This window comes from Blastococcus sp. TF02A-26 (assembly GCF_003319125.1).
Taxonomy (GTDB): Bacteria; Actinomycetota; Actinomycetes; order Mycobacteriales; family Geodermatophilaceae; genus Trujillonella.
Map to the genome: position 1 here is coordinate 58,367 of NZ_QOHG01000005.1, position 12,096 is coordinate 70,462.

Genomic DNA, 12,096 nt, shown 5'->3' on the forward strand with positions numbered 1-12,096 from the left:
TTGTCGGGACGGACGTGACCGGGCGGTCACGCGGGGCGGCGGCCCGGGGGCCGCCGGGCTCAGACGGGAGCCACCTGCTCCTTGCTGCGGAGGAGGCGGGTCACGTGACCGCGGATCTCGACGAACCGCGGGTCGGTCTTGGTCGCGATGTGGTCGCGCGGCCGCGGCAGGTCGACCTCGATGACCTCGGCGACGACGCTGGGCGGCGCGGACAGCACGATGATCCGGTCGGCGAGGTAGACGCTCTCGTCGATGTCGTGGGTGACCACGAGCACCGTGATGCCGAGCTCGGCCTGGATCCGCATGAGCAGGTCCTCGAGGTCGGCGCGGGTCTGCGCGTCGACCGAGGCGTACGGCTCGTCCATCAGCAGCAGCTTCGGGTGGCTGGCCAGCGCGCGGGCGATCGCCACGCGCTGCTGCATGCCGCCGGACATCTGCCAGGGGTAGAGCTTCTCCTTGCCGGAGAGCCCGACCTCCTCGATGGCGAAGCGCACGCGCTCGGCGCGCTCCTTCGCCGGCAGGTGCTTGATCGGGAAGGCCACGTTCTTGTCCACCCGCATCCAGGGGAACAGCGAGCGCGAGTAGTCCTGGAAGACCATCGCCAGGCCCTCGGGGACGCCGTTCACCGGGGTGCCCTCGAACTCGACGCGGCCGGCAGTCGGCTCGTCGAGACCGGAGATGATCCGCAGGAGCGTCGACTTGCCACAGCCGGACGGGCCGACGATGACGCTGATCTTGGAGGCCGGGACCTCGGCGCTGATGCTGCGGACGGCGAGGTTGTCGCCGTAGCTGCGGGAGACGCCGTCGAGCAGGAGCTCGGCGCTGGTGGCGGCGCGGGGCGCCGGGTTCTCGGTCACTCGGGCCTCAGTCATTCTGCTGGGTCGCTCCTCGGTGCCAGGCGAGCGCACGGCGCTCGATCGCCAGGAAGATGAAGTTGAAGGCCACGCCGAGGAGCACCAGGACGATCAGCACCGACCAGAAGCCGGCGTAGTCGAAGGTCCGCTGGGACTGGATCAGCAGGTAGCCCAGGCCGTTCTCGGACTTCTGGAGCTCCGAGATGATCATGAGGATCAGGGAGAAGGACAGCGACGTCCGGATGCCCGCGAAGATCTTCGGTGCCGCACCGGGCAGCACGATGTGCAGCAGCTGGTCGCGGGCCGGGATCCGGAACACCTGGGCGGCCTGCGCCCGGGTCTGCCCGATCGAGCTGACCCCGTCGATGGTGTTGAGCAGGATCGGCCAGACGACGCTGAACGCGATCAGGAAGACCTTCGGCGAGTCACCGGTGCCGAAGAGGAAGAAGAAGACGCCGAGCAGCGCCGGGCTGGGCAGCGACCGGCCCAGGTGGATCAGCGGCTGGAACAGCGCGGTGAGCACCGGCGAGATGCCGAGCAGGACGCCGATCACCACGCCGACGACGATCGCGATGCCGAGACCGGCGAGGGCCCGCCCGACGCTCGGGAAGAGGTGGTCGTAGGTCGCGTCACCGAGGAAGAGCCGCGACGCGTCGCCGGAGAGGAAGTCCTCGACGAACCGCTCGAGGGAGGTGAGCGGGTCCTTGACGAACAGGCCCGACCGCCGGCCCTCCGAGATCAGGTACCAGACGCCGATGATCGCGGCGGGGACCAGGAGGCGGAGCAGCACCGTCACCGGCCAGGGGAAGCCGGCGCGGGCCCGGCGGCGCGGCGGCGCGGGGACGGCGGCGCGCTCCTCGACGGCCTCGGACTCCGGGGCGCTCAGCGGCACGTGGATCGGGTCGGTGCCCTGCTGGACCGTCACGACTCCACCTCGCTGGCGCTCGGCTGCGTCGCGAGCGACGCCACTGTGTCCTCTGGTGATCTCGCGAGCTCGATCACTGTGCGAGCCCCTTCTTCCAGCCGAACACCACGTCGTCGAGCTTCGCCATGACGAGGTTCACGGCGACGCCGAGCACGCCGGCCACCAGGGTCGCGGCGTAGACGATGTCGAGGTTGGTGGCGTTGGCGGTGTTCTCGAGGATGTAGCCGCCGATGCCCGTGCCGTTGCCGATGAGCAGCTCGGCGCTGACCGCGACCAGCAGGCCGATCGAGGCGGCGATCCGGACGCCGGTGAAGGCGAACGGCAGGGCGCTGGGGATCTTCACCGTGCGCAGGACCGCCAGGTCGCTGTTGCCGAAGGTCTTCGCCGTCATCACCGCGGTGGTGTCCGTGCTGCGGACGCCGTACATGGTGTTGAGCAGGATCGGCCAGACGCAGGAGAGCGCGACGGTGAGCGCCAGGGGCAGCATCCCCTGGCCGATGAGCAGGACGAGGATCGGTCCGACGGCCACCGACGGCAGCACCCGGAAGGCCTCGACCGGCCACTCGAACGCGACGAAGACGCTGCGGAACGCGCCCATGAGGCCGCCGACCAGGACGCCGACGCCGGTGGCGATCGCCAGGCCGAGCATCCACTCGCCGAGGGTGAACAGGACGGCGTCCCAGAAGGTGCCGTCGGGTAGCAGGTCCGCGACGCCGCCGAGGACGCCGGTCGGGAGCGGGAGTCCCGCGACGTCGAGGAGGCCGGTGCGGATCACGGCCTCCCAGACCGCTGCGACACCGACGACGCCGACCACGCCGAGGACGGCCTGCGACCGACCGCTGAGCGGTTCGTGCAGGAGCTTCACCCGGATCTCCCTCCTCGGACCGTGCCCGGCGGATGCGTCGCAGTGGGCCGGACCACATCTGTCGACAGATGGTCGCCGGGCGTTCCGCGAGCCGTCAATAGCTGAGCGCAAAGACTCTTGGTAATTAACCGCTTTGACACGTGGCGCCGGGCTCCGGTGACGCAGCGCACTCCTCGGACGTCACCGGGTGACATCTTCCCCGTGTCCGACCACCCCGGGCCGAGCGGTCCGGCCGGCGAGTCCCCACACGCCCGCGACGACCACCGCGAGCGCCAGGGCCAGGAGCGGAGCGGCGGGCACTCCCCCGGCCATCAGCCCGCCACCGACCAGTGCCGGCGGCAGCCAGACCACCACCGGGATCAGCCGCGGCGGCCGTCCCCGGCGCCGGCGGGCCGACTCGACCCAGAAGGGCACCGCGATCGGCGGGGCGATCCCGGCGAGCAGCGACAGCCAGTCGACCAGGATCCGGTGGAAGGCGAGGAGTCCGAGCACCAGACCCAGCCCGGTGATGACCGCGACCGCCACCCGCGCCGGGGCGCCGGTGAACGTCTGCAGCGCCAGCCCGCCGGAGTAGGCCGCGGCGATCGCGGGGGCGAGGACGGCGACCGCGACCAGCAGGTCGCCGACCGGCACCCCGCCGGGCCGCATGGCGGCGACCGCGGCGAGGCTGGCGTCCCCGCCGTCGGTCCCGGACAGCCGCAGGGCCACGCCGATCAGCACGAGCCCCAGGGCGGGCAGGACGAGCGCGGCCACGCAGGCGAGCAGTCCGCCCCGGTGCTCGAGGCCGGCCGTGAAGTCCGGCGAGCGGAGCATGAAGACGGCGACGTAGCCGACGAACGCGGCCAGCAGGACGACGGCCTCCCCGCCGGGACCCGCCGCGACGGTCACCGGCGACCGCAGCCGGTCGACGCCCAGCAGCAGGAGGGGCGAGGCCACGAGCGTGAGCACCGTGGTGGCGACGGCGACGCGGTTCCAGGAGCGGACGTCGCTGAGGGCGAGCGCGCCGACGACGGCGCCCACGGCCGCGGCGCACAGTGGTCGGGGCAGGTCGAGGACCCGGGCGAGCGACTCCCCGCCGATCCCGATGCCGAAGCCGACCCAGCCGACCATCCCGGCCGCGATCAGCACGCCGACCGCCGTCCGCGCGGCGGGCGAGAGGTAGCCGCGGCTCAGCTGCGTGAACGTCTGTCCGGTGCCGATCGGCGGGCGCAGGCCCAGCCGGCCGTGCAGGACCAGCAGCACCGCCATCAGCGCGACGGCGGGCAGCAGCCAGACCAGCGGGAGGGGTCCGCCCCCGTCGGCCAGCTGGGTGCCCAGCACCAGCGCGCCCGGCGAGCTGCCGATGGCCAGCCAGCCCCCGACGTGGCGGGTCCACCGGACCGGCGCGGCGACGTCACTGACCACCGGGACAACTTAGCGATCAGGGACTTTGCGGCAAGACACCCCGCGGGCCCCGCATCTCAGGTGAGCGGCACGGTCCAGGCGTCGTATCCGTACACCCAGTCGGCGTTGCCGGCGGTGCGCAGCCAGTCGTTGCCGCGGGAGCCGATCTGCACGTCGGCGGTCCGGCCGCGGCGGGCCTGCTCGTAGGCCTGCAGTGCCGCGGTGTCGCGCCCGGGCTCGGCGGCGGCCAGCGCGCGGGCGAGGACGACGGCGTCCTCGATAGCCATCCCGGCCCCCTGCGCCATGAACGGCATCATCGGGTGACACGCGTCGCCCAGGAGGGTGCGCGTGCCGACCGACCAGCGCGGCAGCGGGTCGCGCACGTAGAGGGCGGACTTCAGCACCGAGTCGCAGGCGTCGAGCAGTGCGCGCGCCTCGGCGTGGAAGCCGGCGTAGGCGCGGCGCAGCTCGTCGACGTCGCCCGGCGCGGTCCACGACTCCTCGCGCCACGACTCCTGAGGGCGGGTGGCGAAGACGAAGACGTCCTCGCCGCGGTTCAGGGGGAAGGTGACGATCTGCGTCGCAGCGTCCGGGCCCCACCACTTGGTGAAGGCGCCGAGGTTGGGGATCCCCTCCAGCCGCGCGGCGGGGACGACGGCGCGGTAGGCGACGACCCCGGTGAACTCGGGCTGCTCGGGGCCGAACAGCGCCTCGCGGACGACGGAGTGGATGCCGTCGGCGCCGACCAGCACGTCGACGGTCGCCGAACCGCCGTCGGTGAACTCGAGGACGGTCCGGTCGCCGTCCTCGCGGAGGGCCGACAGCGTGCGCCCCAGGTGCAGCACGCCGTCGGGCAGTGCCGGCACGAGCGCGTCGAGCAGGTCCGCGCGGTGGATCGTCAGCTGCGGCGAGCCGTAGCGCTCCTCGGCGACGGTCCCCATCTCCAGGCGCGAGGTCTCCTCGCCGGTGTCCCAGGTGCGGCTGATCCGGTGGCTGGGACGGGCCGCGGTCCGGCGCAGCGCCTCACCCACCCCGAGCCCGTCGAGCGCGACGACCGCGTTGGGCGTCAGGTTGATGTCCGCACCCACCCGGCCGAGGCGGCCGGCCTGCTCGAAGACGACGACCTCGCGACCCAGCTGACGCAGCGCGAGCGCTGCCACCACTCCTCCGACGCCGCCACCGACGACCCCGACCACCTGCTCGCCCATGACGACTCCCCTCAAGATGTGTAAGTACCTATATTCTCAGCACTTACGTATCATCGGCGCAACACCCCTGGCCCGAGGAGGCGGCGTGGCAGTCGAGGGAGCCCGGCCCGACGAGGTGGACGCCGTCCTCGACCGCTGGGTGCAGGTCCGCCCCGACGTCGACCCGGCCAGCATCGGCGTCTTCGGGCGGATCGCCCGGCTGGACCTGATGCGGCGGGCCGCCGTCCGCAGACTGCACGAGCGGCACGGCATCACCTCGGCGGCGTTCGACCTGCTCTCCCAGCTGCGCCGGGCCGGTCCGCCGCACCGGCGGACGACCGGGGAGCTCGCCGAGGCCACCCTGCTCACCTCGGCGGCGACGACGCTGCGCATCGACCGGCTGGAGACCGACGGTCTGGTCCGCCGTGTCCGCTCGGACGACGACCGGCGGGTGGTCTACGCCGAGCTCACCGAGGCCGGACTCGCGCGGATCGACGCCGTCTACGAGGAGCACATCGCCCTGGAGGACCGGCTCCTCGCCGGCCTCGACGCGGCTGAGCGCGCGCAGCTGGCGGACCTGCTGCGCGCGCTCACCCACTCCGTGAGCGGAGTCGCTCGATGACGGTTCCCGCACTCGAGCGACTCCGCTGACCTCAGTCCCGGGCGACCAGGACCGGCACCTCCTCGGCCGGCCGCGGCGCGGGGACGGCCGCGGGGACGGCGTCCTCGTGGCGCAGCTCCGGCAGCCAGCGCAGCCACCGCGGCAGGTACCAGTTCCGGTCCCCGAGCAGCTGCATGACGGCGGGGACGAGCACCGCCCGGACCACCGTCGCGTCCAGCAGCACCGCGATGGCGAGACCGAGTCCGACCTGCTTCATCGACGTCATGGACAGCGTCACGAAGGTGAGGAAGACGAAGACCATGATCACCGCGGCGCTGGTGACCGTCCCCGCCGACGACGTGATGCCGCGCGCGACCGCCGTGCGCGTGTCCAGCCCCTGGTCGTGACCCTCGCGGATCCGCCCGAGGATGAAGACGTGGTAGTCCATCGACAGGCCGAACAGGATCACGAAGAGGAACAGCGGGATCCAGTTCACGATGCCGCCGGTCTGGTCCAGGCCGATCAGGTCGGCGCCCACGCCCTCCTGGAAGACCAGCACGAGCGCCCCGTAGGCGGCGGCCACGCTCAGCAGGTTGAGCACGATCGCGGTGATCGCGATCGTCACCGAGCGGAACGAGACGAGCAGCAGCAGGAACGCCAGGACCAGCACGAAGGCGAACACCCACGGCGTGCGCTCGGCCATGAGCTCGTCGAAGGCCACCGACTCGGCGGTGCTGCCGGTGACCACCGCGGTCACGTCGTCGACCCCGCCGACCGTGGCCGGCACGATGCCCTCGAGGGTGCTCAGCGCGTCGCGTGAGGCCTGCTCCTCGCCGTCGCCGACCAGCGGGACGCTGACCACCGCGACGGTGCCCGCCTCGTTGGTCTCGACGTCGATCGGGTCGTTCATCTGCCCGCTGGCCAGCGCGCGCTCGCGCAGCTCGGTGAGCGCCGCCCGGACCTCGGGGGCGTCCACGTCCGGTGCCTCGACCACGACCTCGGCCGGGGACGGGCCGCCCGGGAACGTCTCCGTGATCCGGTTGTACGTCTGGATGATCCCCAGGTCCTGGGGCAGGTCGTTGACGCTCTCGTTGCGAAGGTCCATCGACAGCGCCGGGACGGCCAGGCCGACCAGCGCGGCCCCGGCGACGAGCGCGGCGACCAGCGGACGGCGCAGCACGACACCGAGCACCGCGGGCCAGAACCAGCCGGGCCGGCCTTCGCGACGGCGGCGGGCGAACGGCAGCCGCCCCTTCTCCACCCGGTCGCCGAGCCACGCCATCATCGCCGGCAGCACCGTCAGCGAGCCGAGCACCGAGATGGCGACGACGAGGATGGTCGCCGAGCCCATGCCCGTTAAGGCGGAGAACCCGGTGAGGAACATGCCGGCCATCGCGACGACGACCGTGATGCCGGAGATCAGCACCGAGCGGCCGGAGGTGGCGGCGGCGATGTCGAGCGCGTCGACCGGGCCGGCCCCCTTGGCCCGCTCCTCCCGCTCGCGCTTGAGGTAGAAGAGCGAGTAGTCCACACCCACGGCCAGGCCGATGAGCAGCATGACGATCTGCGCGCTGCCGTCGACGTGCCAGATCTGGCTGGTGAGGCTGAGCAGCCCGAGCGCGCCGACGAACGCGGTGAGCGCGAAGACCAGCGGCAGGACCGCCGCGACCAGGGCGCCGAAGGTGAACAGCAGGACGGCGAGCGTGATCGGGATCGACAGCAGCTCGGCCCGCTGGAAGTCCTCGTCGAGGGTGTCGCCGATCGCGACGTCGGCGCTGGTGTCGCCGAACTGCTCGACCCGGACGTCGCCGTGGTCGGCTGCGACGGCGGCGACGGCGTCCTGGATCGGCTCGAGCCGCTCGTCGGCGGTCTCCGGGTCACCGGCGATGTCGAGGGTGACCAGGGCCGAGCGGCCGTCCGCCGAGACCAGCGGGGCGCCGTCGAGGGGGCTGACGACGTTCGTGGCCTCGGGGGTCGCCCGGAGGGCGGCGACCAGGTCGGTGAGGGCCGCGGTGACGGCCGCCTCCGGGACGTCGGCGTCCCGCTGGACGAGCACCATCTCCGAGGCCGGTTCCTCCCAGCCGTTGTCGTCGAGGATCTGCTGGGCGCGCGCGGAGTCGCCCAGGCTGTCCTCGGCGGCGGTGGTCTGGGCCTGCGGCACGAGCGTGCCGATGGCCAGGGCGGCCAGGACGAAGGCCAGCCAGCCGAGGACGGCCGCCTTGCGGTGCCGGGCGCTCCACCGCCCCACCCGCCCGGCGAGGTTGCCCGATCGCTGCATCGCACGTCTCCTGTCTTCGAGGCTCGAGATGTCCGTTGATGAATCTGCTGCTCAGGCGCGCGTCGACCCATCCCGCCAGCTGGCGGAGTCGGTGTCGGGCCAGCCCGACACCCCCGGGCCGCGCGCCGCGCCGAGCCTGTCGCCGGCGGGGCCGCGCGCCCATCGGGGAGCACCCCCATCCGCCCCTGGTCCTGCCGCTCCCGGGAACTCCGGGGAGTCCCCGGGTCGGTGACCCCGTTCCTCGCCGATGTCCGGTAGGACCGTCGAGCGAGGTCGACGCGAGGTCGGGGGGAACGTGCAGAGCTCGGAGGTCGCCGGGTGGCAGCCGTCGTACGCGCGGCTCGCAGCGGAGTGGGCGGCTCTCGGCGCGGCGGCACCGGGGACCGCCGTCCATGACGTCGCGGACTGGGACCGCCGCTTGGCCGAGCTGGCCGGCGAGGTGGCCGGGCTGCGGGCGGCCGGGCTGTGGCGCTCGGGCTCGCGCACGCTGCTCGCCACACTCGGACTGCAGTACGACGAGCTCAGGCTGACCGCCGCGCTGGCGTGGCTGCTGCGGCCCGACGGCCACCACGGGCTCGGGGACGGCCTGCTGCGCCGCCTGTGCGCGCTGGTCGGGAGCGAGCCGACCGACTTCGACCCCGTCACCGTCGATCTCGAGGAGGTGCGGGCCGACACCCGCGCCGACCTCGTCGTGCGGCTGCCCGGAGCGGTGCTGCTGGTGGAGGCGAAGGTGCGGGCGGGTGAGCAGCCGAGGCAGTGCGCCCGGCTGGCCGAGCTGTGGGACCACGAGGACCCCACGCTCGTCTTCCTGACCCCCCGTCGTCGTCCGCCGACGACCGCCGAGGAGAGCCATGACCGCTGGCACACGGTCAGCTGGGGCGACCTCGCCGAGCTGACACGTGCCGCGACCGCAGAGGCCGAGGAGCCGGCGCCGGGCGTCCTCGACGTCGTCGCCACGTGGGAAGGAACCGTCTGATGGACCCGAAGGTCGACTTCTACTGGCGCAACCGCGCCCAGATCGAGGAATGGGCGTCGCTGCGCAGCACCGCGGTGGGCCTGCTCGTGGAGGAGTTCCAGGCACAGGTCGACCTCCTGCGCGAGTTCGCCGCCACGTCCGACGACGTGGCCGTCGTCGACTCGCACGACCCCGTCCTGGTCGGGCTCACCCGGCCTTCGCGCGCGCCTGCGGCGCCGAGGTGATGCAGGGCTGGACGGCGCTCGCTCCGCCGCTGGACGAGGCAGTCGCCCAGGTCACCAGGTAGGACCTCCCGAAGACAGGCCCTTCCCACCCCTCTCCGGGCCCGTCGCCGAGCACACTGCGGCCGTGAGCGTGGCAACCGGCGTCATCGTGCCCCTGGTGAGCGCTGCCCTCGCCGGCGTCGTCGCGTGGCTCGTCACTCGGAGTCAGAGCCGCACGTCGAGGGAGAACTGGGTCCTGGACAAGCGCTACGCCGTGTACGAGCGCGTCGTCGACTCCTGCCTGGAACTCCTCGCCCAGGCCTCGACGGGCGACGTCGATCCGGCGGAGGAGACGAGCCGCTTGCTGCGCATCCCCGCCACCCGCTCGACGCTGATCGGTCGCCTCACAGCGCTCCAACTCGTGGCTCCGGCCGGCATCCAGGACCTCGGACACCAGATCGGGCTCGACGCCTGGGCAGTGGCACGGGACAGCACGAACGCGGAGGCGTTCTACGCGCAGATCGACACACTGGTCCGCCTGCTGCGTGAAGACCTCATCCCGCCGGACATGCGGTGAGCGCGCCGGCTCACGGCACTCCCGTCCGACACGGGCGCTCCCGGCCGATGCCGACCGAGTGGCACATGCGCACCTCGGGCAGCGCTCCGGAGACGAATCTGCCGCGCCTCCCCCGTCGGGGCGGCGCGGCAGATCGGTGTCTCAACCAGACGTGCACCCGAAGGGACTCGAACCCCTAACCTTCTGATCCGTAGTCAGATGCTCTATCCGTTGAGCTACGGGTGCCTGTGTTCAGTTGTCGTGCGCGGAGGCTCCGGGATTTGAACCCGGGATGGGGATTAACCCAAACCGCATTAGCAGTGCGGCGCCATAGACCGGACTAGGCGAAGCCTCCCGGGGTCCGAGTCCCCTCGGAACCACCGCGGAAGAGACTACCAGCGCCCCGGCGGCCCCTTGCAGGGCCCCGGTCAGGCCGGCACCGGCTCCCGCGACACGGCGGGGACGACGGCGCGGCGACCGGGGACCAGGGTCACGAGGACCGCCACCGCGGCGCCGGTCACCGCGAGCAGCAGCGCTCCGGAGACGCCGGCCGGCCCCTCGATGAGCGCACCGCCCAGGGCGGCGCCGATCGCCGAGGCCCCCACCGTGACCGTCGACAGCCAGGTGAACGCCTCGGTGGTGGCCTGCGCGGGGGCGATCGACCCGACCAGCGAGTTCTGCACGGTCAGGGTCGGGGCGATGACCGAGCCGCCGAGGAACAGCAGGAGGCCGAGCACCCAGGGGCTGGAGATGGCCGCGAGCGGGGCCAGCCCGATCGTCGTCCCCAGCAGCAGCCAGCGGTACTGGCGCGGCAGCGACGCGCTGACCACGCGGGCGCCGAACCAGAGCCCGCCGGCGACCGAGCCCAGCGACCAGACCGCCAGGAGGACGCCGGACATCCCCGGCGACCCGGCGTCCTCGGCGAAGGCGGGGACGGCGATCTCGATCGCGCCGAAGCCGACCATGAGCGCCGCGCCGCTGATCAGGACCCGCGGCATGCCGGGGGCGCGCACCGTGGAGAAGACGCCGGACTGCACGTGCGGCGCGGGCTCCCAGGAGCGCATCGCCTTCGAGACGGCGATCGAGACGGCCCCGGCGACGGCGAGCACGCCCGCCGTCCCCACGGCGACCGCCGGCGCGGTGACCACCGCGAGCGCGGCGACGAGCGCCGGGCCGATGACGAAGACCAGCTCGGTCGTCGTCGCGTCGAGCGCGAACGCGGCCGGCCGCACCCGGGGGTCGGTCTTCGACCACAGCGCGCGGACCGTGCCGCTGACCAGCGGGGTCGCGGCACCGGCGGCCGCCGAGGCGGCGACGACCACCGACGTCGATGCCTCGAGGAGGACGACGGCGACGAGCGCGGTGAGCAGCAGCGGGTAGGCCACCGCCTGGGCGAGCAGCACCGGGCGCGGCGAGCGGCGGTCGGCGAGGCGGCCGAGGACCGGGGCCATGCCGGCCATGGCGACGCCGAGGGTGGCCGACGCGAGGCCCGCCACCGCGAAGGAGCCGGTCTGCTGCTGCACCATGAGCAGCAGTGCCAGCGGCACCATGGCCGAGGGCAGGCGACCGGCGAAGCCGCCGATCAGCAGCGTCGGGGCGGAGGACAGCCGCCAGACGGAGAGGTACGCACGCACGGTGGAGCTCGTCTCAGGAGTTGCGGGAAGATGTAGGTGGTCATCGATGGTTGACCACCTACGAGCCACGGTAGCGACGGAGGAGTAGGGAGTCAAATGAACTACGACACCTACGCGTCGAACGCCGTCGAGCTGGCCATCGACCTGGCCAACGTCGACCGCGACGTCGACGCGTGGCCGGTGGACTTCCTCCGCGCGCACGACGAGTGGTTCTCCCCCGGCTCCGCCCGCGAGTTCTCCCCGGAGGAGTCGCAGGCTGCCGGCGAGATCGCCGACCTGGTCCGCGCCGTGGCGCTCGCGCAGACCCAGCCCGAGGTGCTCGACCGCCTCAACGCGCTGCTGTCCCGGGCCCGTCCGGAGCCCTACGCCACCGACCACGACGGCGAGCTCCACCTGCACTACACGCCCGACGAGGCGCCGGTGCTCGACCAGATGACGACCACGGTCGCGATGGGCCTGTCCCAGGTGGTGACCCAGCACGGGTGGCAGCGGCTCGGCGTCTGCTCGGCCGAGGGCTGCGAGGACGTCTACGTCGACACCTCGCGCAACGCCAGCCGCCGGTACTGCTCCAACACCTGCGCGAGCCGCTCGACCGTCGCCGCCTACCGCGCCCGCCAGAAGACCTGAGCGGAGT

Annotated in this window: 12 protein-coding genes and 2 tRNA genes; 5 read left to right on the forward strand and 9 right to left on the reverse strand. The window is 72.9% G+C overall.

The genetic code is table 11. From position 1 onward, the window contains the following. Nucleotides 1-59: 59 nt before the first annotated feature. From DQ240_RS07105 to DQ240_RS07125, 5 genes are all read right to left on the reverse strand, one after another. Nucleotides 60-872, reverse strand: coding sequence for an ABC transporter ATP-binding protein (locus DQ240_RS07105; protein WP_113838932.1), 813 nt, complete (start codon nucleotides 870-872; stop codon nucleotides 60-62). After that, nucleotides 865-1,779 (reverse strand): ABC transporter permease, encoded by a 915-nt coding sequence (locus DQ240_RS07110; RefSeq protein WP_199589143.1) that lies wholly within the window; start codon nucleotides 1,777-1,779, stop codon nucleotides 865-867. Before DQ240_RS07110 ends, DQ240_RS07105 begins: the two co-directional genes overlap by 8 nt. A 73-nt stretch (nucleotides 1,780-1,852) precedes the next feature. After that, complete coding sequence (locus tag DQ240_RS07115; protein WP_113838933.1) at nucleotides 1,853-2,644, reverse strand: ABC transporter permease; 792 nt, start codon at nucleotides 2,642-2,644, stop codon at nucleotides 1,853-1,855. Nucleotides 2,645-2,824: 180 nt separating this feature from the next. Next, a complete protein-coding gene (locus DQ240_RS07120) occupies nucleotides 2,825-4,048 on the reverse strand; it encodes a hypothetical protein (RefSeq protein WP_113838934.1) in 1,224 nt (407 codons plus the stop codon). Between the two features lie 56 nt (nucleotides 4,049-4,104). After that, nucleotides 4,105-5,235, reverse strand: a complete 1,131-nt coding sequence (locus DQ240_RS07125) for an FAD-dependent monooxygenase (RefSeq protein WP_113838935.1) — start codon at nucleotides 5,233-5,235, stop codon at nucleotides 4,105-4,107. 85 nt (nucleotides 5,236-5,320) lie between these two features. Between DQ240_RS07125 and DQ240_RS07130 the strand changes: the two genes are divergently transcribed. Next, nucleotides 5,321-5,836, forward strand: coding sequence for a MarR family winged helix-turn-helix transcriptional regulator (locus DQ240_RS07130; protein WP_233498570.1), 516 nt, complete (start codon nucleotides 5,321-5,323; stop codon nucleotides 5,834-5,836). A 31-nt stretch (nucleotides 5,837-5,867) separates the two neighbouring features. On the opposite strand, the gene DQ240_RS07135 is transcribed toward DQ240_RS07130, so the two are convergent. Further along, nucleotides 5,868-8,093 carry an MMPL family transporter gene (locus tag DQ240_RS07135; RefSeq protein ID WP_113838937.1) on the reverse strand — a complete coding sequence of 742 codons (2,226 nt, stop codon included), beginning with the start codon at nucleotides 8,091-8,093 and terminating at the stop codon, nucleotides 5,868-5,870. Between the two features lie 295 nt (nucleotides 8,094-8,388). Between DQ240_RS07135 and DQ240_RS07140 the strand changes: the two genes are divergently transcribed. The 3 genes from DQ240_RS07140 (at nucleotide 8,389) to DQ240_RS07150 (ending at nucleotide 9,849) form a co-directional block, all read left to right on the forward strand. After that, nucleotides 8,389-9,069 carry a PD-(D/E)XK nuclease family protein gene (locus DQ240_RS07140; protein ID WP_158548561.1) on the forward strand — a complete coding sequence of 227 codons (681 nt, stop codon included), beginning with the start codon at nucleotides 8,389-8,391 and terminating at the stop codon, nucleotides 9,067-9,069. Next, nucleotides 9,069-9,293, forward strand: a complete 225-nt coding sequence (locus DQ240_RS07145) for a hypothetical protein (RefSeq protein ID WP_113838939.1) — start codon at nucleotides 9,069-9,071, stop codon at nucleotides 9,291-9,293. Before DQ240_RS07140 ends, DQ240_RS07145 begins: the two co-directional genes overlap by 1 nt. A gap of 124 nt (nucleotides 9,294-9,417) precedes the next feature. Further along, a complete protein-coding gene (locus DQ240_RS07150; protein WP_113838940.1) occupies nucleotides 9,418-9,849 on the forward strand; it encodes a hypothetical protein in 432 nt (143 codons plus the stop codon). Nucleotides 9,850-10,001: 152 nt separating this feature from the next. Here the strand turns inward: DQ240_RS07150 and DQ240_RS07155 are convergent. From DQ240_RS07155 to DQ240_RS07165, 3 genes are all read right to left on the reverse strand, one after another. Then, nucleotides 10,002-10,074, reverse strand: a tRNA-Arg gene (locus tag DQ240_RS07155). 20 nt (nucleotides 10,075-10,094) lie between these two features. Then, nucleotides 10,095-10,183 (reverse strand) — tRNA-Ser (locus DQ240_RS07160). 73 nt (nucleotides 10,184-10,256) lie between these two features. Further along, entirely contained in the window at nucleotides 10,257-11,462 is a 1,206-nt protein-coding gene (locus DQ240_RS07165) for an MFS transporter (RefSeq protein WP_113838941.1), read from the reverse strand. A gap of 96 nt (nucleotides 11,463-11,558) precedes the next feature. Here DQ240_RS07165 and DQ240_RS07170 point away from each other — a divergent pair, with 96 nt between their 5' ends. Beyond that, nucleotides 11,559-12,089, forward strand: coding sequence for a CGNR zinc finger domain-containing protein (locus tag DQ240_RS07170; RefSeq protein WP_113838942.1), 531 nt, complete (start codon nucleotides 11,559-11,561; stop codon nucleotides 12,087-12,089). The last annotated feature ends 7 nt before the right edge of the window (nucleotides 12,090-12,096 follow it).

What these genes read in the sequence shown, in the direction of transcription:
- DQ240_RS07105 (WP_113838932.1), bottom strand. Translation starts at nt 872, where the DNA reads ATGACTGAGGCCCGAGTGACCGAGAACCCGGCGCCCCGCGCCGCCACC.
- DQ240_RS07125 (WP_113838935.1), bottom strand. Translation starts at nt 5,235, where the DNA reads ATGGGCGAGCAGGTGGTCGGGGTCGTCGGTGGCGGCGTCGGAGGAGTG.
- DQ240_RS07135 (WP_113838937.1), bottom strand. Translation starts at nt 8,093, where the DNA reads ATGCAGCGATCGGGCAACCTCGCCGGGCGGGTGGGGCGGTGGAGCGCC.
- DQ240_RS07145 (WP_113838939.1), top strand. Translation starts at nt 9,069, where the DNA reads ATGGACCCGAAGGTCGACTTCTACTGGCGCAACCGCGCCCAGATCGAG.
- DQ240_RS07170 (WP_113838942.1), top strand. Translation starts at nt 11,559, where the DNA reads ATGAACTACGACACCTACGCGTCGAACGCCGTCGAGCTGGCCATCGAC.